The sequence below is a fragment of the Streptococcus sp. A12 genome (genome assembly GCF_905372335.1).
GTDB lineage: Bacteria > Bacillota > Bacilli > Lactobacillales > Streptococcaceae > Streptococcus.
The window spans coordinates 1-20,421 of sequence record NZ_CAJPOU010000007.1; the positions used below are offsets into that span (position 1 = coordinate 1).

Here is a 20,421-nt window from a genome sequence, read left to right on the forward strand (position 1 = left end):
GAGTGCATGGGAAGCCAGTTAGCTTCAATCTTGATGACCTTTGGATCAAGAACATCACGCTCAATACTGGTTTGGTCAATGCCAATACAACTGAAATGCTTCTTAACGTCTTGAAATCTGGTAAGATTGATGCGACGAAGTTGGTGACCCATCATTTCAAACTGTCAGAAGCAGAAAAGGCATATGAAATCTTCAAACATGCTGGCGAAAACAATGCCTTGAAAGTCATTATTGATAACGACCTCAGCTAAGAAGGCTCAATCGTTTGATGCTGAAACAAAAAGGACAGGAACAGTTTCATGTTCCTGTCCTTTTTAACAGATGTAGTAGTTGTTCTTGTCACATCTATTTACTTGCTACTCCTAATAAAACGTACTATAATATGATTAGAAATATAACATAAATAGAAAGGTGTGATCTTATGAAAATGTTCCATTATCATCGTGAGTTCTGGTTGGACTTTCATTTCTGGCTCTTGGTCTTACTTTTAGTGGCTGTAGCTATGATGACACAGGATCCGATTTCGGTTGTTAGCCTTGCTTATCTTGCTTTTGTAGGGATTTTGATTCTTCTTCAGGTCTTTCAACCGCAGGTGTCCATTCGCCAGCATCCAGTAGGTAGCTACCATTTCAATTGGGACTTTTATCGTGACACCAGACTGTATATTGATCTCTTTTTATTGGCTGGTCTCTTAGAAGGTCCGTTCACTTCAACGGATATAGTTTATTGGATCTTGCTTGGGGCATTCGTCGGCTCTATTGGCTTTGTGTTTGTCGTAAAGGAAAAACCGATTCAAAAAACGGCCTAGTGCACGAAAGTTCTAGAAGACATTTATTTGGGATCTCTCTCCTCGATGATGAAGAGGGAGAATAGAAAAAGGGCTTGCTTCGTTCAAACGAAAAAATCCTAGCTTTTTTAAAAGCTGGGATTTTTTGTACTGTTTAGTGAGATGATAAAGAAGTGTTACTGTTTGCCTCGTTTGCGAGCGTATTCGTCAAAGGCACCAGCGAAGGTTCCCATGAGTAGGGGAGTTGCGATCAGTCCGACAGTGATCCAGACGGATCCACCATCTACATGGCTGAGTTCCTGCTCGGACAAGCTTCTAAAACGTGTTTCTTCGAGTTTCATGCTTGCTCCTTTCTAGTGCATGATGCCATTGATGATACTACGGCCAAAATCACGTCCAGAATTGTATAAAATATTCCATGTTTGAACGATGAATTTTGCCGAGTCAAAGACGGAGGCTCCTCCATCAATGGTGGCCAGTTCAGCTTCCGTTAGGCAAGTATAATGAATGCTTGTATCCATAGGTGTCCTCCTTAATGTAAGATCGTGTAGAGTAAATCAATTGCCTCGTTGAGAATGGTGAAAGTGACCATGAAGGCAATAGCAAATTTAGGAAAGTACCCTTCTACCTGTTTGGGTGCTTTTTTATCAAGAATGCAGTATCCTGTCAAAAGGATGAGGGTGATAAAGGGCAGAGAAATCATAGAAATGCCTCCTTTTAGAAGAATTTCTTTTTGATATCTTTGCCAATTGTATAGGATAGAGCGAATAGTGAGACGCAGATTGTTGCTGAAATTACTGCTCCACCACCAACATCAACCAGTTCATCTTCCGTCAAGGTTACAAAGTTTTGTGTGAATTCTGTTGTCATTTAGTTTTCCTTTTTATGTTTTACTTGTTTTAGGGCAGTATCGACTGCCAAATAGATTGTAGCTGCAATGGCTAAATTAATCTGCGGTTGAAATGCAATCAGATGTGCATCGTGCAAAATCGTTAAAGTGATGATGATCGCAAATAGAATGGTGTGTACATGTTGTTTCATAATCCTTATCCCAAAAGCCAACCTAGGGCTAGACCGGTGATGATGCATCCTCCGTAGACGATGAAGGGAGCCACCCCGCCGTTGACATGAGTTAACTCTTCATCCGTCAGAGTAGCGAATTGATTGTCAATCAGTTGATTTGTTTGTGTCATAAACTATCTCCTTTTCTAATGTATTGTCTGTTATTACTTTCTTTGGCAACTACTTAAAGCCAAAAGTCCAAGAGGAATCAAGATGAAAGGGAGGAAACCTCCAGTACATTCTTCTAGTTCAGCGTCGTTTAGTTTTGAAAACTTTTTATCAATTGTTTTCATGATATTTCCTTTCTGTTAGAGCACATTGGCTAGTGTTTTCCTAGCTCGTAGCCTACTTGATAGATGCCATACATCAAAACGGGTGCTAGAATGCTAGCGAGTATGATGAGTGCCATTTTTTATTTTTCCTTGTTTTCATGATATTTCCTTACAGGATGATCAGTGATAAGAATAGTAATAGAATAAAAAATTGTGTATTCTTTTTCATGTTCGGTATTCCCTTTCCTTATTTATTTACGGAAGAAGTAATACAAAAACCATGGGATGATAATGGGAGTATAGTACATCTGTTGTCCTCCTTTCTTTTTGTTTGGTCACTTATACTATTCGTATAAAAATCTGGAAATGGATAAAATTTCTTAAAAAGTTTTAGAATGTTTGCATCTCTGAAACTAGTTTTAGAGATCTTTTTATTTTTCCCAAAATGTGAAACTATAATCCAATTGCAAGAATAATATTGTAAGCGCTTTAAAAATAGATTATAATCAATTTACAAGTACTCGAGTTGCCTTAGTATCAAAGGAGAAGGAGTTATGTCAAAGATTACAAAAGATGAACTGATTGAACAAATCAAAGATGGCATCATTGTTTCTTGTCAGGCCCTCCCTCACGAACCGCTTTATACAGAAACAGGAGGAGTCATTCCTCTCTTAGTTAGAGCGGCTGAGCAGGGTGGAGCTGTCGGGATCCGAGCCAATAGTGTCCGGGATATCAAGGAAATCAAGGAAGTGACCAAGTTACCGATCATTGGGATTATCAAGCGTGACTACCCACCGGAAGAACCCTTTATCACGGCTACCATGAAAGAAGTCGATGAGTTGGCCGTATTAGATATCGCGGTTATTGCTCTGGATTGTACCAAACGTCCCCGTCATGATGGTCTTTCGATTAGTGACTTTATCCATCGAGTCAAAGAAAAATATCCCGATCAGCTCTTGATGGCCGATATCTCGACCTTGGAAGAAGGATTGACGGCTGTTGAAGCGGGAGTAGACTTTGTCGGAACGACCTTATCTGGATATACAGACTACAGTCCAAAGGTCGATGGACCCGATTTTGAACTGATCCATAGCCTCTGCCAATCAGGAGTGGATGTCATCGCAGAAGGTAAGATCCACTATCCTGATCAGGCTAAGAAAATCCATGATCTCGGGGTGCGCGGTATCGTCGTAGGTGGCGCTATTACCCGACCAAAAGAGATCACTGAGCGCTTTGTCGCAGCCTTAAATTGAGAAAACAAAACAGAAGATTGAAGGAGGAGGAGGCCCAATAGAGACTAGTCGAATTCATTTAATGAGAATGTTTCAGTGAAGGATAACGATGAAGATTTCAAGAAGGAAGTCATATTTGCTTAACTTTCTGCAACATAAATCTAGTGTAAAAGGAGAAATAGATGATATTTGATGATTTAATAAACATAAAATTGTACAAAGGGATTCATCCTAATCTGGATCAAGCGATTGATTTTCTCTATGAACACCGGAAAGATTCTTTTGAGCTAGGGAGATATGATATCGACGGTGACAAGGTCTTTCTCGTTGTCCAAGAAAACACCCTTAACAAAGATGAAAATGATCGCTTTGAACATCATCGCCGTTATGCCGACCTTCATTTATTAGTTGAAGGACATGAATTTTCTAGCTACGGTTCCCGTATCCTAGATGAAGCTATTCCATTTGATGAAGCAAGTGATATTGGCTTTGTTCATTGTGAAAAATTCTATCCACTTCATTTGGGCTATCATAATTTTGCAGTCTTCTTCCCTGGTGAACCTCACCAACCAAATGGCTATTCAGGTCAGGAAGAAATAGTCAGAAAGTATCTATTCAAAATTGCGATTGATTAGATATGTCAAATAGAAAATGGAGGAGATAAGCGATATAGTTAGTTTTTCGGAGAAGTTACGGCTTCAAAGCACTGATTACATATTTTGTATTTAAAATAGAAAGAGGAAAACAATGAAAAATAGTAAGAAAATTCTTTTCGCTTTGGTTCTCGCGTTATTCGCATTGTTTGTCACTGCATGTTCATCTTCGAAAGATACTGCAGAAGGAAGTAATAAATCTGGAGAATTATCTGGAGAAATTGTAATTTGGCATTCCTTTACACAAGGACCGCGCTTGGAAAGTATTCAAAAATCAGCTGATGAATTTATGAAGAAACATCCAAAGGTTAAAATTAAAATTGAAACCTTCTCGTGGAATGACTTTTATACAAAATGGACGACAGGGTTAGCGAATGGGAATGTTCCGGATATTAGCACTGCATTGCCGAATCAGGTCATGGAAATGGTCAATTCAGATGCTTTGGTTCCATTGAATGATACCGTTAAAAAAATAGGAGAAGATAAATTTAATAAAACAGCATTAGATGAAGCGAAGGTTGATGGCAATTTTTATTCCATTCCTTTGTACTCACATGCTCAAGTAATGTGGGTTCGCACCGATTTATTGAAACAATATAATATTGAAGTTCCAAAAACATGGGATCAATTGTATGAGGCTTCCAAAAAATTAAAAGAAAATGGAGTTTATGGAGTGTCTGTACCTTTCGGGACAAATGATATGATGGGGACACGCTTCTTGAATTTCTATGTACGAAGTGGTGGTGGAAGTCTTTTGACAAAAGATATGAAAGCTGACTTGACAAGCAAACTGGCTCAAGATGGAATTAAATATTGGGTGAAGATGTACAAGGAATTTTCTCCAAAAGATTCACTTAACTTTAATGTCTTGCAACAAGCCACTTTGTTTTATCAAGGAAAGACAGCATTTGACTTTAACTCAGGATTCCATGTCGGTGGTATCCAAGCAAATAGCCCTCAATTGATTGATGCAATTGATGCCTACCCTATTCCAAAGGTGAAAGAATCAGATAAAGATTATGGTATTGAAACTTCTAATATTCCATTGGTAGTTTGGAAGAATTCCAAACATCCAGAAGTAGCGAAGGCATTCTTAGAATCTTTGTATGAAAAGGAAGATTACATTAATTTCTTAGATTCAACTCCTGTTGGAATGTTGCCTGCCATCAAAGGAATTAGTGATGTTCCTTCCTATAAAGATAATGACATCCGCAAGAAATTCCAACATGCAGAAGAAGTTATTACAAAAGCAGCAGAAAAAGGTACAGCTATTGGATATGAAAATGGTCCAAGTGTTCAAGCTGGAATGTTAACTAACCAACATATCATTGAACAAATGTTCCAAGATATTATTACAAATGGTAAAGATCCAATGGAGGCTGCCAAGGATGCAGAAAAACAATTGAACGATTTATTCGAAACTGTAGCAGTTGATGTTAAATAATAATAGCAGAGGCTACAATAATGTGGCCTCTGTTTTTAGAGAGGAATAAGCATATGGTCAAAAATAGAAATTTGACTCGATGGGTGTTTGTGTTACCTGCTATTATTATTGTTGGACTATTATTTGTTTACCCATTTTTCTCCAGCATCTATTTTAGCTTTACAAACAAACATTTGATCATGCCACGGTATAAATTTGTAGGATTAGCAAATTATAAAGCAGTTTTATCGGATCCTAATTTCTACAATGCTTTTTTTAATTCCCTTAAATGGACAGTCTTTTCTCTTTTGGGGCAAGTGCTTGTTGGTTTTGTGTTAGCACTTGCATTGCATAGAGTTAGACGTTTTAAGAAGCTATATAGGACATTATTGATTGTTCCTTGGGCATTCCCAACAATTGTCATTGCCTTTTCTTGGCAATGGATTTTAAACGGGGTATATGGTTATCTACCTAACTTGATTGTGAAATTAGGACTGATGAATCATGTACCTGGATTTTTGACAGAAAGTACCTGGGCCTTTATCTGTTTAGTATTTATTAATATTTGGTTCGGTGCCCCTATGATCATGGTCAATGTTCTATCTGCCTTACAAACGGTTCCAGAGGAACAGTTTGAAGCCGCTAGGATTGATGGAGCTTCCAGTTGGCAAGTTTTTAGATTTGTTATTTTACCTCACATTAAAGTAGTAGTCGGATTACTTGTTGTACTGAGAACAGTATGGATCTTTAATAACTTTGATATTATTTATCTGATTACCGGTGGTGGCCCTTCAAACGCAACAACAACATTGCCAATATTCGCATATAATCTCGGTTGGGGAACAAAACTTCTTGGGCGTGCCTCAGCGGTAACAGTCTTGCTATTTATTTTCTTGTTGGCAGTATGTTTCATTTACTTTGGAGTAATTAGTAAATGGGAGAAGGAGGGTAGAAAATGATGAAGAGAAGAACAAATGTACTCCTTGATATTGGCTCACATGTTGTTTTAGTTATTTCAACTATTATCGCAATTTTTCCTTTAATTTGGATCCTTTTATCTTCTGTAAAAGGAAAAGGTGAATTAACCCAGTTCCCAACAAGATTTTGGCCTAAACAGTTTACTCTCGATTATTTTACGCATGTTATTAATGACCTACATTTTATAGATAATATAAAAAATAGCTTATTAATCGCATTAACGACAACTGTCATCGCTATTATCATTTCTGCAATGGCTGCTTACGGGATTGTTCGCTTCTTTCCAAAATTAGGGGCGATCATGTCTCGGTTGCTAGTAATTACCTATATCTTCCCTCCGATCTTGTTGGCAATTCCTTATTCTATTGCCGTTGCAAAAGTTGGATTAACCAATAGTTTAATTGGTTTAATGATTGTTTATCTTTCGTTTAGTGTCCCTTATGCAGTGTGGTTGTTAGTAGGGTTCTTCCAAACAGTTCCAATTGGAATCGAGGAAGCAGCGAAAATAGATGGCGCAAATAAATTTGTTACCTTTTATAAAGTGGTGTTACCAATTGTTGCACCAGGGATTGTGGCCACAGCCATCTATACCTTTATCAATGCTTGGAATGAATTTCTTTATGCATTGATCTTGATCAATGATACAAGTAAGATGACGGTTGCGGTGGCTTTGCGTTCATTAAACGGTTCGGAGATTCTAGATTGGGGAGATATGATGGCAGCCTCTGTAATTGTGGTACTGCCTTCAATCATCTTCTTCTCAATTATCCAAAATAAAATTGCAAGTGGTCTTTCTGAAGGATCCGTAAAATAGTAAAAATAGAAACAGGAGAAAAACAATGGTTGTAAATTATGGTGTTGTTGGCACAGGATACTTTGGTGCTGAATTAGCAAGATATATGAAAGAAAATGACGGTGCAGTAATTACAGTTGTGTATGATCCAGAAAATGCAGAAGCTGTAGCAGAAGAATTAGGAGCACGAGTGGCTTCGTCACTGGATGAATTGGTTCAAAGTGATGATGTAGACTGTGTGATCGTTGCCTCTCCTAATAATCTGCATAAAGAACCTGTTATTAAAGCTGCTCAGAATGGAAAAAATGTATTTTGTGAAAAACCGATTGCTTTATCATATGAAGATTGTAAAGAGATGGTAAAAACATGTAAAGAAAATGGTGTGATTTTCATGGCTGGTCACATTATGAATTTCTTTAATGGTGTCCATCATGCTAAGGAATTGATCAATCAAGGTGTTATTGGGGACGTTTTGTACTGTCATACAGCTAGAAATGGCTGGGAAGAACAACAACCATCCATTTCATGGAAAAAAATTCGTGAAAAATCAGGAGGCCATCTTTACCACCATATCCATGAGTTGGATTGCGTTCAATTTTTAATGGGAGGTATTCCAGAAACAGTTACGATGACAGGTGGAAATGTAGCTCACCAAGGAGAAAACTTTGGTGATGAAGATGACATGATTTTTGTTAATATGGAATTCCCTGGTAAGCGATTTGCCTTGCTTGAATGGGGCTCTGCCTATCGTTGGGGAGAACACTATGTCTTGATCCAGGGAACAAAGGGTGCTATAAAATTAGATCTATTTAATTGTAAAGGTACTCTAAAAGTAGACGGAAAAGAAACTTATTTCTTAATTCATGAATCTCAGGAAGAGGATGATGACCGTACAAGAATTTACCATAGCACTGAGATGGATGGTGCCATTGCCTATGGTAAACCAGGGAAACGAACTCCATTGTGGCTTTCATCTGTTATTGATAAAGAAATGAAATATCTTCATGACATAATGAATGGTGCTCCTGTATCAAAAGAATTTGAAAAACTATTAACCGGAGAAGCAGCGCTAGAAGCAATTGCGTCTGCTGATGCTTGTACTCGTTCCATTAATGAGGACCGAAAGGTTAAATTATCAGAGATCATGGGTTAATAACATTACTGATACGACAAAAGGAGAAAAGAATGTCAGATTTAAAAAAATATGAAGGAGTCATCCCGGCTTTTTATGCCTGCTATGATGACCAAGGAGAAATTAGCCCGGAGCGGGTACGTGTGCTGGTAGAATATTTTATCGCGAAAGGTGTGCAGGGCTTGTATGTCAACGGATCTTCCGGAGAATGTATCTACCAGAGCGTAGCCGATCGCAAGCTGGTCTTAGAAGAAGTCATGGCAGTGGCTAAAGGAAAATTGACCATCATCGCTCACGTGGCTTGCAACAATACCAAGGACAGCGTGGAATTGGCACGACATGCAGAAGAGCTAGGAGTAGATGCCATTGCGGCCATTCCGCCAATTTATTTCCGCTTGCCAGAATACAGCGTGGCCCACTACTGGAATGAAATCAGCGCAGCAGCACCAAACACAGACTTTGTCATCTACAACATCCCGCAATTAGCAGGGGCAGCTCTGACACCGAGTCTGTATACAGAAATGTTGAAAAATCCACGGGTGATTGGGGTGAAGAATTCCTCTATGCCTGTTCAGGATATCCAGACCTTTGCTTCTTTGGGAGGCGATGACCATATCGTCTTTAATGGTCCAGATGAACAATTCTTAGGTGGCCGTCTTATGGGAGCAGGAGCTGGTATTGGGGGCACCTATGGTGCTATGCCGGAGCTCTTCTTGAAACTCAATCAGCTGATTGCTGAGAAAGACTTGGAAACAGCGCGTGCCTTGCAATTTGCCATCAATGGCATTATCGGAGTCTTGACGTCTGCTCATGGAAACATGTATGGTGTCATTAAAGAAGTCTTGCGGATCAATGAAGGTCTAGAACTGGGATCTGTTCGGAGTCCATTAAGTCCAGTAACTGAAGGAGACCAGGAAGTGGTTCAAAAAGCAGCTAGCTTAATCCGTGAAGTCAAGGAACGTTTCCTTTAAAAAAGAGTGTAAATCGGAAAGGAGAGGTGTATGGCCTATTACCTAGCGATTGATATCGGTGGGACCAATATCAAATATGGTCTGATTGATGAAGCAGAGAATTTGATTGAGTCGCATGAAATGCCGACAGAAGCTGAAAAAGGAGGCCCTGGGATTCTAGGGAAAACCAAAGCTTTAGTAGAATCTTACCTCGAAGAAAATACCATCCTTGGAGTCTGTATTTCGTCAGCTGGCATGGTTGACCCCGATAAGGGGGAAATCTTTTATGCAGGCCCTCAGATTCCTAATTATGCAGGAACTCAGTTCAAAAAAGAAATTGAAGAGACCTATCAAATCCCCTGCGAAATTGAAAATGATGTCAACTGTGCTGGTTTAGCAGAAGTGATGTCAGGGAATGGTCAGGGTGCTCAGGTTGCCGTCTGTTTAACGGTCGGTACTGGCATTGGTGGCTGTCTCTTGATCAATGGGGAGATTTTCCATGGCTTTAGCAATTCTGCCTGCGAGGTAGGTTACCTTCATCTTCAAGATGGGGCCTTCCAAGATTTGGCCTCGACGACGGCTTTGGTTGAATATGTTGCCAAGCAGCATGGGGATCCTGTTGAACAATGGAGTGGTCGTCGCATTTTTAAGGAGGCGACTCAAGGAAATACCATCTGTATGGCAGGAATTGATCGCATGGTTGATTACCTGGGCAAGGGGCTTGCCAATATCTGTTATGTTGTCAATCCTCAAGTAGTCATTCTTGGTGGTGGAGTCATGGGACAGGAAGCCATTTTGAAACCAAAAATTTCAGCTGCCCTCAAAGACTCCCTCGTTCCAAGCCTAGCGGACAAGACGCAATTGGAGTTTGCGCATCATCAAAATACGGCAGGGATGATAGGAGCTTACTACCATTTCAAACAACAACAAGCCAGACGGAATTAAAAAAATGCTCACCACTTAGGTGAGCATTTTTTGAATGTAGACAAACTATTGTTTTACATAAAACGGCTAGATAATTTTCAAAAAATGACTTATATTTATAGTCATTTAAGAAGATGAAAAAACTTTCCGCTGTGAGAAAAGTTCCTGAAACACAAGTGTTTCAGGAACTCGGGAGTTTTGGAACCTTAGGTCCAAAACTAAGTCATGGAACTTCTTCGAAGTTCGCTGACGTCCGTACTCACCTAAGGAAAATTTTTTAGAAGACTTTATTTCAATCTGAAACGCTCACCTAAGCAGTAAGTATTTTCTATTGAAAAGAAAAACCATGTTGCAGAGAAAAGAATTCTCAGCTCCTGGTGATAAATCAGAAGACTAGCGTCTACGTGAATCGTAGCCGTTGAGTTTTTTGTTTTCCCAATAGCTATTGAAAATTCTTTCTTTACGTTCCCGATCCATTTCGAGAAAGTGAGCATAGATTAAATCAATCGTGGTTAAGAAGGGAAGGGTTGCCGTAATACGGTCGATATAGGTGCTTCCAGGTAGGGGAGCAACTGGTAAAATTTCCGTAAAGTCATCTTTGATAGCGTCTGGTTGAGCAGTAAGAAGAACGGTTTTTGCCCCCATTTCTTTAGCATCCAGAAGGCTGTGGATAATCGAGCGGGTAGTTCCCGATAGAGAGAAGGCAATGACCAGGCAGGATTTATCCAAGATACTGGTCGTCCATGCAAAGCCGTCTTGATCGGTTAGGGCCTCGCAAACAACGCCCAGTCGAAGGAAGCGAAGTTTCATCTCGGAGGCGACTAGCCCTGAGCTTCCTTTTCCAAAGAAGTAGACCCGATCTGCTTGAGTGATTAAGTTGGCGACTTCTTTGATTTGGTCATCTTTTGCTAGGGTTTCTGTAGCCTGAAGGACCTGCTGGTAGCGACGCAAGACATCTTGGGTTAATTCGTCGTGCAGGGATTGTTGCTTTTGAGATTTGGTTTCTTCGTTAAAGTGATATATAAATTCACGGTAGCCTGTGAAGCCACACTTTTGGGAAAAACGGGTCAAAGCAGCTTTTGATACATGCAAAAGTTCCGTCACTCTAGACGAGGAAAGAGAGTGTTGCTGCGCTTCAGGAGATAAAAAATAGCGGGCAATGTCTAACTCTAGCTCCGTCATTTCTTCTTGATGGCTCTTAATAATGCTTCTGAGATCATGATCTTGTTTCACAGCGGTCCTCCTTTCAACTGTTGTTACACCTGGAGAAAATCCTATAATATATTTCACAGTATAACATAAAAAGCTGTGATATACAAGGAATACGACCAGTGAACGACTGAAAGAAGGAACAGAATCCACATCTTTTTTGAAACAATTTTGTTATAAAAATAACCTCTGGAAACAAAGGAAAGATGCTGAAAAAAGTTGATGAAATATGTTATAATTTACACAAGAATTTGTTCCTTCTCGTAAAGGAAGAGGTAAGGAGGTGGAGTGATGGCCAACGCAACTCTCGAAATGATGCAAGAGATTGAAATGGCGGCAGAAGCCGTTGTCGCAAGTTACGAGGATCAGGTCCAAAATTTGCGCCAACAGCTAGGTGATCACCTACAGGAGGTAGCAGCATCCTATGACAAAGAGACCGCTAAGCTAGTCGCAGAGCGGGAAGAGTCCTCGAAAGCGACGATTGCTAGCTTGGAAGCAGACCTGGCAGTGACCAGTCAACGCAATGACGAAAAGGTGCAGCAAGCTATGACAGATAAGCGCGCAGCTTTGGTAGACGAAATTGTAGAAAAGGTGGTAGCAACCTATGGCAATTAGTCCAATGCAACACCTTTCTCTGGTCTTGCCCACAAATCTAATGGACGAGCTTCTCTTGTCTCTCCAGTCAGAGGAGTCGGTCCAAATTTATGATTTGAGCGAGCAAGAGGATTGGCAAGTTGCTTTTCAGACGAGTGATGGGTCCAAAGGATCAGCTCTAAGAATGGATGAACTAAGACGTCGGGAAGAGCAGTTAGAAAAGGCCATACAGGCCCTGGAGCCTTTTATTCCCCAGAAGAAGGGATTAGAAAAACTAAAAGAAGCTCCCTTGTCCTTGTCTTTTCACGATTTAGAGTCTCATGGGGTCATCCGTGATGAGCAACGTCTTTTACAATCCGTACAAAAACAATTGGCTGTCTTAGCAAAGGCTCGGGATCGCATCCAGCAAGCCCAAGAGGAAATCGCCTCTTTAGAAAAATGGGCTACCTTGACGACAACACCTGACCAGCTCAAGCGTTTCCGTTATGTTCGTGGCTTAATCGGTACCATTCCGAATAGTGAACAGGATCAGGCGCGACAAGCCTTACTGGCTCATCCAGATGTAGAAGTTGATGTGGTCTTCAGCTCGGAAACGGAGCATGGGGTAGTAGTCTTGTATAAGTCTGGGGATTTAACAGACCTTCAAGATATGCTGACCAGTTCGCATTTCAAAGAGTTTGACTATCAAGGAGAAACGCTACCAAAAGAACGTTTGGAGCAACTCAAGAGAGAGATCAAAGAACAAGGTGCTGTCGAAGCAGCTACGTTGGAAACGCTCAGTCAAGCCAAGGAAGACCTCAACCAGCTCAAGTACCAACTCGATTATGTCTTGAGTCTAGGAGCTAGGGAAGAGGCCAAAGGCTCTCTTGCCAGTACAGCCCATTTGGTTGCCCTAGAGGGATGGATTGAAACTGCTCAACTCGATGCTTTAAAAGCCAAACTTCAAAAGGAATTTGGGAACCAAGTCGTCTTGCAGACGCGAGAAGTCGCTCAAGAAGAATGGGACCAGGTGCCCATCAAGCTGAAAAACAATGCCTTGGTGGAGCCCTTCGAGTTAGTGACAGAGATGTATGCTTTGCCCAAGTATTACGAGAAAGATCCGACCCCAATCGTCTCTCTCTTCTACTTTGTTTTCTTCGGCATGATGGTAGCAGATATCGGCTATGGTCTCTTGTTGACATTGGCAACTGGCTTTGCTCTAAAGGCCTTCCAGCTTCAGCCGAGCGCAGCAAAAAACCTTCGCTTTTTCTGCCTTTTAGGAATCTCGGTAGCCCTTTGGGGAGTCGTCTATGGTTCCTTCTTCGGCTTTGAGATGCCATTTGCTTTGATCAGTACGACGACCAATGCCATGACTATCTTGATCCTATCGGTTGTCTTTGGTTTCATCACCGTTTTGGTCGGTCTCTTCCTAGGTGGAATGAAAAACGTTCGCCTGAAAGACTATACGGAAGCCTACAATGCAGGCTTTGCCTGGGTCTTGATTTTATTGGGCTTGATGCTCTTAGCGGTCGGAAACATCCTACCAGGTTTATCCTATCTAGTCCCCATTGGCCAGTGGCTAGCCATTCTCAATGCGATTGGCATTTTGGTCGTGTCTATTGTCAGTGCAAAGAAATTATCAGGACTTGCAGCAGGTCTCTTTAATCTTTACAACGTCAGTGGCTATGTCGGAGACTTGGTCAGCTTTACTCGTTTGATGGCGCTTGGTTTATCAGGGGCCAGCATCGGGTCGGCCTTTAACCTGATTGTCAATCTCTTCCCAACCCTGGGACGATTCACCGTCGGCCTTGTCCTCTTTGTCCTCCTTCATGCCATCAACATGTTCCTGTCCTTTTTATCAGGCTATGTGCATGGAGCACGTTTGATCTTTGTCGAGTTCTTTGGCAAGTTCTACGAGGGTGGTGGCAAGCCCTTCCGACCTCTAAAACCGTCGGAACGCTATGTCAAAACGAAAAAATAATTCAGTAAATCAATCATAAAAAATTTTATAGGAGTATATTCATGGAATCTTTAGCTTCATATTTCTCAACCCATGGGGGTGCCTTCTTTGCAGCACTTGGTGTAGCCATTGCAGTGGCTCTTAGTGGAATGGGTTCAGCCCTCGGTGTTGGTAAGACTGGTCAGGCAGCTGCCGCACTCTTGAAAGAACAACCAGAAAAATTTGCCCAAGCCTTGATCTTGCAATTGTTGCCAGGTACACAAGGTTTGTACGGTTTCGTTATCGGGATCTTGATCTGGTTGCAAATTAAACCAGATATGGCTCTTGAAACAGGAGTTGCTTACTTCTTCACAGCCCTTCCAGTAGCGATCGTCGGCTATTTCTCAGCAAAACACCAAGGAAATGTCGCAACTGCTGGGATGCAAATCTTGGCAAAACGCCCTGAAGACATGATGAAAGGGGTTATCCTTGCGGCCATGGTTGAAACCTATGCCATCTTGGCCTTCGTTGTGTCCTTCCTTTTGACTCTTCGCGTCGGCTAATCTAGACACACCTCAGTCAAAGAAGAGGAATGTTCTCTTCGTCTATTATCGGTGGCGAAGAACTCCAAAGGAGGAAATAAAAACAATGACGGATTATTCCCAATTAAAGGATTCCATCCTTGAACAGGCCCATGAAAAAGGCCGGAAATTAGTGGCGGAAGCAACGGCTAAGGTCCAAGCAGAAGCCCAGTTGCAGGAAGCTCGTTTGGTAGAAGAAAAGCTACACCAACGGGCGGTTCAATTGCAGACCATTGAGCGCCGCTTGCAACGTGAAAGCCAACAAATAGAAAATCAAAAGCGCCAATCAACATTGGTCACCAAGCAACGGGTCTTAAAAGAGTTGTTTGCGGATGCCTACCAGAAAATGGCGACTTGGTCACGCCAAGAAGAGCTCGCATTTCTGCATCGCGTTCTTCCTCGCTATGCAGATCAAGCAATGGTCTTAACGTTTGGTGCTGTGACGGCAGAAAAATTGACAGATCAAGATCGTCAGGATTTGCTAGAGGCCTATCCACAGCTTCAATTAGCGAAAGAAACACTTGCCCAAGAGGCTGGTTTTGTCCTTTCCTTTGGCAAAGTGGATGCCAGCTACCTCTACCGTGATTTGGTTGATGCTGTGCGGGAGGAGCAAAGCTTCCATATGGCAGCTAGCATTTTTAAAGAAGAGAAAAACTAGGAGGGTCTATGAGTGAACGGACGTATTCTCAAGTAAATACCGGGATTAGTGTACGTGAAGCTAGTTTTTTGAGCCCGGCTCAGTTTGATGCCCTTCTGAACAGCTCCGATGCAGAAGCGCGTGCTAATCTCTTGCAAGGGACGGCCTATGCCTTGGAGGCAGATCAACTGCGTCAAGTCCAAGTGGTCGAGCAAGCCTTGATGAAGCACCTTCTAGCAGAGTACGATTGGGCTTATCAGGTAGCTCCGAACCCTGCGGTAGTCGACCTCTTCGCCCTCAAGTACACCTATCACAATCTCAAGGTCTTCTTGAAAGAGCGAGCAACGGGGCGGGATTTGAACTTCCTATTATTGGATGCAGGTCCCTATTCCTTAGCAGTTCTTGAACAAGTAGCCAAGACCTTTTCTTCAGAGAACTGCCCAGAGTTTATGGCTCAAGAAGTCGCAGCAACCTGGCAGGAATATGTCGACTATCAGGATATTCGGGTTCTGGAGATCGGCATGGATTTGGCTTACTTTGATCATCTCAAACGCTTGGCGAAAGATCTGGACCATCCACTTTTAAAATCCTTGGTCACCTTGACCATTGATTGTTACAATGTCATCACAGTTGAACGAGCCCTCAGTTTGAAAAAGCCGAACAGCTTTATGAAGCAACTCTTGTCCGATGCAGGGACCTTCTCAGCAAGAGAAGTCATCCAGTGTGTCGAGCAGGGCAACCTCATCAGTTGGTTCCAACAAGTCAATCCCTTGCCTTATGATGTGGAATTGACACAGTACGAAGAACAGATGCGATCTGGCAGAGTAACCGCCGAGACAGTGGAATACCTGGAGCATGTGCTTAAGTACCGAATATTGGAACAAGCTTCCTTTGAGATAGACGGGCCCTTGCCTTTAGCTCGCTATCTCTTTGGAAAAGAGCTGGAGGTGAAGAACCTTCGTTTGGTCTTGACGGGTCTGGATAATCAGCTCCCGATTGACAAAATAAAAGAAAGGATGAGACCAATCTATGGCCAGTAAAACGCAAAAAATTGCCGTTGTGGGAAACCGTGATGCCATCCTTCCTTTTCAAATGATTGGCTTTCAGACCTTTCCTGTAGCAGAGGCTCAGGAAACCATCAATACCTTACGTCACTTGAGCCAAGAAGATTTTGGCATCATCTATCTGACGGAGGATATGGCTCAGGAAATCCCAGATACCATTGCCCACTATGATCGCCAAGTAACCCCAGCCGTCATCTTGATCCCTACTCATAAGGGAACGACTGGACTGGGGCGGCAGCGAATTCGGGACAATGTCGAAAAGGCAGTAGGACAGGATATTTTATGAGAACAAATGAATTTGGCCAAGCGATTGGCGATGCACTGCCGGATTTTACTCCGGGGCGTCTGCCAGCTATTGAGCGGATCGAAGGTCGCTATACCGTGATCGAGCGCCTCTCAAAAGAAAAACACGGAGCAGATCTTTATCAGGTCTACGGGCCGGACTCTCCAGCAGTGATGTGGACCTTTCTATTCAAAGGCCCTGCCCGCAATGAAGAGGAGTGGGACCGCTTATTGGATGATCTCATGACAGATCAAGGTCGCTTTTACTATGCGATTGTAGACAAAGATTCAGGCAAGGCTTTGGGGACTTTCTCTCTCATGCGGATCGATCAAGCTAACCGAGTGATCGAAGTCGGAGCAGTGACTTACTCACCAGCGCTCCAAAAAACACGCATGGCTACAGAAGCCCAGTATCTCTTAGCGCGCTACGTGTTTGAAGATTTAGGCTACCGCCGCTATGAATGGAAATGTGATGCCCTAAACCAAGCATCTCGCAAAGCAGCTGAGCGCTTAGGGTTCACCTATGAAGGCTGTTTCCGTCAGGCTGTTGTTTATAAAGGTCGTACCCGTGATACAGACTGGTTGTCCATCATTGACCAAGAATGGCCAGCTATTAAACAGCGCTTCGAAGCTTGGTTGGATCCAAGCAATTTCGATGCCAATGGCCAACAAAGGCAAGCTCTAAGAGAGATAGCACAAAAGTAAAACAAAGAAACAAAGGATTCCCAGGAGGAATACATGACTCAAGGAAAAATTATTAAAGTTTCTGGTCCCTTGGTGGTCGCATCAGGGATGCAGGAGGCCAATATCCAAGACATTTGCCGGGTCGGCGATCTTGGTTTGATTGGCGAAATTATTGAGATGCGGCGGGATGAAGCCTCTATCCAAGTATATGAAGAAACGTCAGGAGTCGGACCAGGTGAACCAGTGGTAACAACCGGAGCTCCCCTTTCTGTCGAGTTGGGACCTGGTTTGATTTCTCAGATGTTTGACGGGATCCAACGTCCCTTGGAACGCTTCCAAGAAGTCACCGCCAGTGACTTCCTTATTCGTGGGGTGCAAGTTCCCAATCTAGACCGCGACACCAAATGGACCTTCGAGCCAAGTGTGGCAGAAGGAACAGAGGTAGTTGCCGGAGACATCATCGGTACAGTTCAGGAGACCAATATGGTGGAGCACCGTATCATGGTACCGTTTGGTGTTAGTGGACGTGTGACCAAGATCGCAGCAGGTTCTTACACAGTGGAAGAGTCAGTTTATGAGATCGAGCAGGCAGATGGTAGCCTCTTTACTGGTACTTTGATGCAAAAATGGCCAGTTCGTCGAGGCCGTCCTTTTGCACAAAAACTGATTCCAGTAGAGCCTTTGGTTACAGGCCAACGGGTCATCGATACCTTCTTCCCTGTGACTAAGGGTGGGGCTGCAGCTGTTCCTGGTCCTTTCGGAGCTGGAAAGACAGTTGTGCAACACCAGGTGGCCAAGTTTGCCAATGTAGACATCGTAATTTACGTTGGTTGTGGGGAACGTGGAAATGAAATGACGGACGTTCTGAATGAGTTTCCAGAGTTGATCGATCCAACGACCGGTCAATCCATTATGCAACGGACGGTTCTAATCGCCAACACTTCGAACATGCCAGTAGCGGCGCGGGAAGCTTCCATTTACACAGGGATTACCATTGCCGAATACTTCCGTGATATGGGCTATTCAGTTGCCATCATGGCCGATTCGACATCGCGCTGGGCGGAAGCTCTTCGTGAAATGTCTGGTCGTCTAGAAGAAATGCCAGGGGATGAAGGCTACCCAGCCTATCTTGGTAGCCGGATTGCTGAATATTACGAGCGTGCAGGTCGGGTTAAGACACTCGGAACCACTGCGCGTGAAGGTTCGATTACCGCCATCGGTGCCGTTTCCCCTCCAGGTGGAGACATTTCGGAGCCGGTGACCCAAAATACGCTGCGGATCGTCAAGGTCTTCTGGGGACTAGATGCTCAGTTGGCGCAACGCCGTCACTTCCCAGCCATCAACTGGTTGAGTTCTTATTCCCTTTACCAAGATGAAGTGGGCCAATATATCGATCAGCATGAGCAGATTAGCTGGGCAGAAAAAGTGACCCGCGCCATGAACCTATTGCAAAAAGAGAGTGAATTGCAGGAGATCGTGCGTTTGGTTGGTCTGGATTCCCTGTCTGAGAAAGACCGCTTGACCATGAATGCGGCCAAGATGATCCGCGAAGACTACCTGCAACAAAATGCCTTTGATGAGGTCGATACCTATACTTCCTTCAGCAAGCAGGTGGCCTTGTTGACCAACATTTTGACTTTTGACCAAGAAAGTCAAAAAGCGTTGGAATTGGGAGCTTACTTCACAGAAATCATGGAAGGAACTGTAGATCTTCGGGACCGCATTGCCCGGAGCAAGTTCATCCATGAGGATCAGTTGGCCACCATACAAGCTTTAAAAGAAGAAATCGTAGAAACCCTACACCAAATCGTCTCAAAAGGAGGAGTAGACAATGAGCGTGATTAAAGAATACCGTACTGTCAGCGAAGTTGTTGGCCCCTTGATGATTGTCGATCAGGTCGAAGGGGTTCACTACAATGAGCTGGTAGAAATCAAGCTTCATGACGGAACGACCCGCCAGGGACAAGTCCTCGAAGTCCAAGAAGATAAGGCCATGGTCCAGCTCTTTGAAGGATCTAGCGGAATCAACTTGGAAAAAGCCAAAGTCCGCTTTACGGGACGTCCCCTAGAACTCCCAGTGTCTGAAGACATGGTGGGACGCATCTTTAACGGGATGGGCAAACCCATCGATGGTGGTCCAGAGATTATCCCAGAGAAGTACTTGGACATTGATGGGCAAGCCATTAACCCTGTTTCGCGGGACTATCCGGATGAATTTATCCAGACAGGGATCTCAGCCATTGACCATTTGAATACTCTAGTTCGGGGGCAAAAGCTTCCAGTCTTCTCAGGTTCTGGTCTTCCTCACAAGGAGTTGGCTGCTCAGATTGCTCGTCAAGCGACGGTGCTTAATTCGGAAGAAAACTTCGCCGTGGTCTTTGCGGCTATGGGGATTACCTTTGAAGAAGCCGAGTTCTTTATGAACGACCTTCGGGAGACAGGTGCGATTGACCGCTCTGTTCTCTTTATCAACCTAGCTAATGATCCAGCTATCGAGCGGATTGCCACTCCTCGGATCGCCTTGACCGCTGCCGAATATTTGGCCTATGAAAAAGACATGCACGTCTTGGTTATCATGACCGATATGACCAACTACTGTGAAGCCCTTCGGGAAGTCTCTGCTGCCCGCCGGGAGGTTCCAGGACGTCGGGGCTATCCAGGTTACCTTTATACTAACCTTTCAACCCTCTATGAACGTGCAGGACGCTTGGTTGGAAAGAAAGGATCTGTGACCCAAATTCCGATCCTCTCCATGCCAGAAGATGACATCACCCACCCAATCCCTGACTTGACAGGCTACATCACCGAAGGTCAGATTATTCTGTCCCGCGATCTCTACAATAGTGGTTACCGCCCACCGATCAATGTTCTTCCATCCCTTTCCCGTTTGAAGGACAAGGGTTCTGGTGAAGGCAAGACTCGGAAAGACCATGCGGCGACCATGAACCAGCTCTTTGCGGCCTATGCCCAAGGGAAACAAGCCAAAGAATTAGCCGTGGTGCTCGGAGAATCCGCCTTGTCCGATACCGACAAACTTTATGTCAAATTTACGGATCGCTTTGAGAAGGAGTACATCAACCAAGGCTTTACCACCAATCGGACCATTCAAGAAAGTCTGGATCTAGGTTGGGAATTGCTGGCTATCCTGCCACGGACAGAGCTCAAGCGGATCAAGGATGACATGATTGACGAATACCTCCCAAAAACTTCTCAGGAAGCACAAGCCTAGGAGTAGAAAGGAGGAAG

General features: G+C 43.3%; 26 protein-coding genes and 1 pseudogene. 19 read left to right on the forward strand and 8 right to left on the reverse strand.

Annotation, left to right across the window (positions count from 1 at the left end):
* Together QZ158_RS01705 and QZ158_RS01710 are read left to right on the forward strand one after the other, a co-directional pair.
* Nucleotides 1-251: pseudogene (locus tag QZ158_RS01705) on the forward strand (alcohol dehydrogenase); the annotation flags it as partial.
* A gap of 170 nt (nt 252-421) precedes the next feature.
* Nucleotides 422-808 (forward strand): ABC transporter permease, encoded by a 387-nt coding sequence (locus QZ158_RS01710; RefSeq protein WP_293873815.1) that lies wholly within the window; start codon nt 422-424, stop codon nt 806-808.
* A gap of 155 nt (nt 809-963) precedes the next feature.
* Here the strand turns inward: QZ158_RS01710 and QZ158_RS01715 are convergent, their stop codons facing one another.
* The 7 genes from QZ158_RS01715 to QZ158_RS01745 are packed head-to-tail and all read right to left on the reverse strand — an operon-like array spanning nt 964 to nt 2,142.
* A complete protein-coding gene (locus QZ158_RS01715; RefSeq protein ID WP_185761541.1) occupies nt 964-1,128 on the reverse strand; it encodes a hypothetical protein in 165 nt (54 codons plus the stop codon).
* A 12-nt stretch (nt 1,129-1,140) separates the two neighbouring features.
* On the reverse strand, nt 1,141-1,308 hold the full coding sequence (locus tag QZ158_RS01720; protein ID WP_023024913.1) for a hypothetical protein: 168 nt from the start codon (nt 1,306-1,308) through the stop codon (nt 1,141-1,143).
* Nucleotides 1,309-1,319: 11 nt separating this feature from the next.
* Nucleotides 1,320-1,490 carry a hypothetical protein gene (locus QZ158_RS01725; protein ID WP_270296898.1) on the reverse strand — a complete coding sequence of 57 codons (171 nt, stop codon included), beginning with the start codon at nt 1,488-1,490 and terminating at the stop codon, nt 1,320-1,322.
* A gap of 14 nt (nt 1,491-1,504) precedes the next feature.
* On the reverse strand, nt 1,505-1,657 hold the full coding sequence (locus QZ158_RS01730) for a bacteriocin (RefSeq protein WP_293873831.1): 153 nt from the start codon (nt 1,655-1,657) through the stop codon (nt 1,505-1,507).
* The gene (locus QZ158_RS01735; RefSeq protein ID WP_293873834.1) at nt 1,658-1,828 is read right to left on the reverse strand and encodes a hypothetical protein; all 171 of its coding nucleotides are present in this window, start codon (nt 1,826-1,828) and stop codon (nt 1,658-1,660) included.
* Between the two features lie 5 nt (nt 1,829-1,833).
* Nucleotides 1,834-1,980 (reverse strand): class IIb bacteriocin, lactobin A/cerein 7B family, encoded by a 147-nt coding sequence (locus tag QZ158_RS01740; RefSeq protein WP_293873837.1) that lies wholly within the window; start codon nt 1,978-1,980, stop codon nt 1,834-1,836.
* Between the two features lie 33 nt (nt 1,981-2,013).
* Entirely contained in the window at nt 2,014-2,142 is a 129-nt protein-coding gene (locus tag QZ158_RS01745) for a hypothetical protein (RefSeq protein ID WP_293873840.1), read from the reverse strand.
* A gap of 533 nt (nt 2,143-2,675) precedes the next feature.
* On the opposite strand from QZ158_RS01745, the gene QZ158_RS01750 reads away from it, so the two are divergent.
* The 8 genes from QZ158_RS01750 to QZ158_RS01785 all read left to right on the forward strand — a co-directional run bounded on the left by QZ158_RS01750 (nt 2,676) and on the right by QZ158_RS01785 (nt 10,227).
* Nucleotides 2,676-3,374, forward strand: a complete 699-nt coding sequence (locus QZ158_RS01750) for an N-acetylmannosamine-6-phosphate 2-epimerase (RefSeq protein WP_293873843.1) — start codon at nt 2,676-2,678, stop codon at nt 3,372-3,374.
* Nucleotides 3,375-3,535: 161 nt separating this feature from the next.
* On the forward strand, nt 3,536-3,988 hold the full coding sequence (locus QZ158_RS01755) for a YhcH/YjgK/YiaL family protein (protein WP_045760113.1): 453 nt from the start codon (nt 3,536-3,538) through the stop codon (nt 3,986-3,988).
* Nucleotides 3,989-4,100: 112 nt separating this feature from the next.
* Nucleotides 4,101-5,450: an extracellular solute-binding protein gene (locus tag QZ158_RS01760; protein WP_293873852.1), complete on the forward strand. Its 1,350-nt coding sequence runs from the start codon at nt 4,101-4,103 to the stop codon at nt 5,448-5,450.
* A 53-nt stretch (nt 5,451-5,503) separates the two neighbouring features.
* Nucleotides 5,504-6,388 carry a carbohydrate ABC transporter permease gene (locus tag QZ158_RS01765; RefSeq protein ID WP_006595263.1) on the forward strand — a complete coding sequence of 295 codons (885 nt, stop codon included), beginning with the start codon at nt 5,504-5,506 and terminating at the stop codon, nt 6,386-6,388.
* Nucleotides 6,388-7,221 carry a carbohydrate ABC transporter permease gene (locus QZ158_RS01770; protein WP_048687910.1) on the forward strand — a complete coding sequence of 278 codons (834 nt, stop codon included), beginning with the start codon at nt 6,388-6,390 and terminating at the stop codon, nt 7,219-7,221. Before QZ158_RS01765 ends, QZ158_RS01770 begins: the two co-directional genes overlap by 1 nt.
* Nucleotides 7,222-7,246: 25 nt before the next feature.
* Entirely contained in the window at nt 7,247-8,353 is a 1,107-nt protein-coding gene (locus QZ158_RS01775; RefSeq protein ID WP_293873857.1) for a Gfo/Idh/MocA family oxidoreductase, read from the forward strand.
* A gap of 32 nt (nt 8,354-8,385) precedes the next feature.
* The gene (locus QZ158_RS01780; RefSeq protein ID WP_293873860.1) at nt 8,386-9,303 is read left to right on the forward strand and encodes a dihydrodipicolinate synthase family protein; all 918 of its coding nucleotides are present in this window, start codon (nt 8,386-8,388) and stop codon (nt 9,301-9,303) included.
* A gap of 30 nt (nt 9,304-9,333) precedes the next feature.
* Nucleotides 9,334-10,227, forward strand: a complete 894-nt coding sequence (locus QZ158_RS01785) for an ROK family protein (RefSeq protein ID WP_293873863.1) — start codon at nt 9,334-9,336, stop codon at nt 10,225-10,227.
* Between the two features lie 372 nt (nt 10,228-10,599).
* Here QZ158_RS01785 and QZ158_RS01790 read toward each other — a convergent pair whose 3' ends face one another.
* Nucleotides 10,600-11,439, reverse strand: a complete 840-nt coding sequence (locus tag QZ158_RS01790; RefSeq protein ID WP_293873866.1) for a MurR/RpiR family transcriptional regulator — start codon at nt 11,437-11,439, stop codon at nt 10,600-10,602.
* Nucleotides 11,440-11,706: 267 nt separating this feature from the next.
* On the opposite strand from QZ158_RS01790, the gene QZ158_RS01795 reads away from it, so the two are divergent.
* The 9 genes from QZ158_RS01795 to QZ158_RS01835 all read left to right on the forward strand — a co-directional run bounded on the left by QZ158_RS01795 (nt 11,707) and on the right by QZ158_RS01835 (nt 20,404).
* Nucleotides 11,707-12,030, forward strand: a complete 324-nt coding sequence (locus tag QZ158_RS01795) for a hypothetical protein (RefSeq protein WP_129270542.1) — start codon at nt 11,707-11,709, stop codon at nt 12,028-12,030.
* Nucleotides 12,020-13,969 carry a V-type ATP synthase subunit I gene (locus QZ158_RS01800; protein WP_293873877.1) on the forward strand — a complete coding sequence of 650 codons (1,950 nt, stop codon included), beginning with the start codon at nt 12,020-12,022 and terminating at the stop codon, nt 13,967-13,969. The genes QZ158_RS01795 and QZ158_RS01800 overlap by 11 nt, the downstream gene beginning before the upstream one ends.
* 41 nt (nt 13,970-14,010) lie before the next feature.
* Entirely contained in the window at nt 14,011-14,490 is a 480-nt protein-coding gene (locus tag QZ158_RS01805; protein ID WP_023024938.1) for a V-type ATP synthase subunit K, read from the forward strand.
* Between the two features lie 85 nt (nt 14,491-14,575).
* Nucleotides 14,576-15,166 (forward strand): hypothetical protein, encoded by a 591-nt coding sequence (locus QZ158_RS01810; protein ID WP_293873886.1) that lies wholly within the window; start codon nt 14,576-14,578, stop codon nt 15,164-15,166.
* A gap of 8 nt (nt 15,167-15,174) precedes the next feature.
* The gene (locus QZ158_RS01815) at nt 15,175-16,185 is read left to right on the forward strand and encodes a V-type ATPase subunit (RefSeq protein ID WP_293873889.1); all 1,011 of its coding nucleotides are present in this window, start codon (nt 15,175-15,177) and stop codon (nt 16,183-16,185) included.
* The gene (locus tag QZ158_RS01820) at nt 16,175-16,495 is read left to right on the forward strand and encodes a V-type ATP synthase subunit F (RefSeq protein WP_048717121.1); all 321 of its coding nucleotides are present in this window, start codon (nt 16,175-16,177) and stop codon (nt 16,493-16,495) included. The genes QZ158_RS01815 and QZ158_RS01820 overlap by 11 nt, the downstream gene beginning before the upstream one ends.
* Entirely contained in the window at nt 16,492-17,196 is a 705-nt protein-coding gene (locus QZ158_RS01825) for a GNAT family protein (RefSeq protein ID WP_293873897.1), read from the forward strand. The genes QZ158_RS01820 and QZ158_RS01825 overlap by 4 nt, the downstream gene beginning before the upstream one ends.
* Nucleotides 17,197-17,229: 33 nt before the next feature.
* Nucleotides 17,230-19,020 carry a V-type ATP synthase subunit A gene (locus QZ158_RS01830; RefSeq protein ID WP_293873900.1) on the forward strand — a complete coding sequence of 597 codons (1,791 nt, stop codon included), beginning with the start codon at nt 17,230-17,232 and terminating at the stop codon, nt 19,018-19,020.
* Nucleotides 19,007-20,404 (forward strand): V-type ATP synthase subunit B, encoded by a 1,398-nt coding sequence (locus QZ158_RS01835; protein WP_048690706.1) that lies wholly within the window; start codon nt 19,007-19,009, stop codon nt 20,402-20,404. Before QZ158_RS01830 ends, QZ158_RS01835 begins: the two co-directional genes overlap by 14 nt.
* Nucleotides 20,405-20,421: the final 17 nt, after the last annotated feature.

What these genes read in the sequence shown, in the direction of transcription:
- QZ158_RS01805 (WP_023024938.1), top strand. Translation starts at nt 14,011, where the DNA reads ATGGAATCTTTAGCTTCATATTTCTCAACCCATGGGGGTGCCTTCTTT.
- QZ158_RS01815 (WP_293873889.1), top strand. Translation starts at nt 15,175, where the DNA reads ATGAGTGAACGGACGTATTCTCAAGTAAATACCGGGATTAGTGTACGT.
- QZ158_RS01710 (WP_293873815.1), top strand. Translation starts at nt 422, where the DNA reads ATGAAAATGTTCCATTATCATCGTGAGTTCTGGTTGGACTTTCATTTC.
- QZ158_RS01780 (WP_293873860.1), top strand. Translation starts at nt 8,386, where the DNA reads ATGTCAGATTTAAAAAAATATGAAGGAGTCATCCCGGCTTTTTATGCC.
- QZ158_RS01810 (WP_293873886.1), top strand. Translation starts at nt 14,576, where the DNA reads ATGACGGATTATTCCCAATTAAAGGATTCCATCCTTGAACAGGCCCAT.
- QZ158_RS01755 (WP_045760113.1), top strand. Translation starts at nt 3,536, where the DNA reads ATGATATTTGATGATTTAATAAACATAAAATTGTACAAAGGGATTCAT.
- QZ158_RS01750 (WP_293873843.1), top strand. Translation starts at nt 2,676, where the DNA reads ATGTCAAAGATTACAAAAGATGAACTGATTGAACAAATCAAAGATGGC.
- QZ158_RS01820 (WP_048717121.1), top strand. Translation starts at nt 16,175, where the DNA reads ATGGCCAGTAAAACGCAAAAAATTGCCGTTGTGGGAAACCGTGATGCC.
- QZ158_RS01775 (WP_293873857.1), top strand. Translation starts at nt 7,247, where the DNA reads ATGGTTGTAAATTATGGTGTTGTTGGCACAGGATACTTTGGTGCTGAA.
- QZ158_RS01825 (WP_293873897.1), top strand. Translation starts at nt 16,492, where the DNA reads ATGAGAACAAATGAATTTGGCCAAGCGATTGGCGATGCACTGCCGGAT.
- QZ158_RS01715 (WP_185761541.1), bottom strand. Translation starts at nt 1,128, where the DNA reads ATGAAACTCGAAGAAACACGTTTTAGAAGCTTGTCCGAGCAGGAACTC.
- QZ158_RS01835 (WP_048690706.1), top strand. Translation starts at nt 19,007, where the DNA reads ATGAGCGTGATTAAAGAATACCGTACTGTCAGCGAAGTTGTTGGCCCC.
- QZ158_RS01785 (WP_293873863.1), top strand. Translation starts at nt 9,334, where the DNA reads ATGGCCTATTACCTAGCGATTGATATCGGTGGGACCAATATCAAATAT.
- QZ158_RS01735 (WP_293873834.1), bottom strand. Translation starts at nt 1,828, where the DNA reads ATGAAACAACATGTACACACCATTCTATTTGCGATCATCATCACTTTA.
- QZ158_RS01720 (WP_023024913.1), bottom strand. Translation starts at nt 1,308, where the DNA reads ATGGATACAAGCATTCATTATACTTGCCTAACGGAAGCTGAACTGGCC.
- QZ158_RS01770 (WP_048687910.1), top strand. Translation starts at nt 6,388, where the DNA reads ATGAAGAGAAGAACAAATGTACTCCTTGATATTGGCTCACATGTTGTT.
- QZ158_RS01765 (WP_006595263.1), top strand. Translation starts at nt 5,504, where the DNA reads ATGGTCAAAAATAGAAATTTGACTCGATGGGTGTTTGTGTTACCTGCT.
- QZ158_RS01745 (WP_293873840.1), bottom strand. Translation starts at nt 2,142, where the DNA reads ATGAAAACAATTGATAAAAAGTTTTCAAAACTAAACGACGCTGAACTA.
- QZ158_RS01830 (WP_293873900.1), top strand. Translation starts at nt 17,230, where the DNA reads ATGACTCAAGGAAAAATTATTAAAGTTTCTGGTCCCTTGGTGGTCGCA.
- QZ158_RS01760 (WP_293873852.1), top strand. Translation starts at nt 4,101, where the DNA reads ATGAAAAATAGTAAGAAAATTCTTTTCGCTTTGGTTCTCGCGTTATTC.
- QZ158_RS01740 (WP_293873837.1), bottom strand. Translation starts at nt 1,980, where the DNA reads ATGACACAAACAAATCAACTGATTGACAATCAATTCGCTACTCTGACG.
- QZ158_RS01730 (WP_293873831.1), bottom strand. Translation starts at nt 1,657, where the DNA reads ATGACAACAGAATTCACACAAAACTTTGTAACCTTGACGGAAGATGAA.
- QZ158_RS01800 (WP_293873877.1), top strand. Translation starts at nt 12,020, where the DNA reads ATGGCAATTAGTCCAATGCAACACCTTTCTCTGGTCTTGCCCACAAAT.
- QZ158_RS01795 (WP_129270542.1), top strand. Translation starts at nt 11,707, where the DNA reads ATGGCCAACGCAACTCTCGAAATGATGCAAGAGATTGAAATGGCGGCA.
- QZ158_RS01725 (WP_270296898.1), bottom strand. Translation starts at nt 1,490, where the DNA reads ATGATTTCTCTGCCCTTTATCACCCTCATCCTTTTGACAGGATACTGC.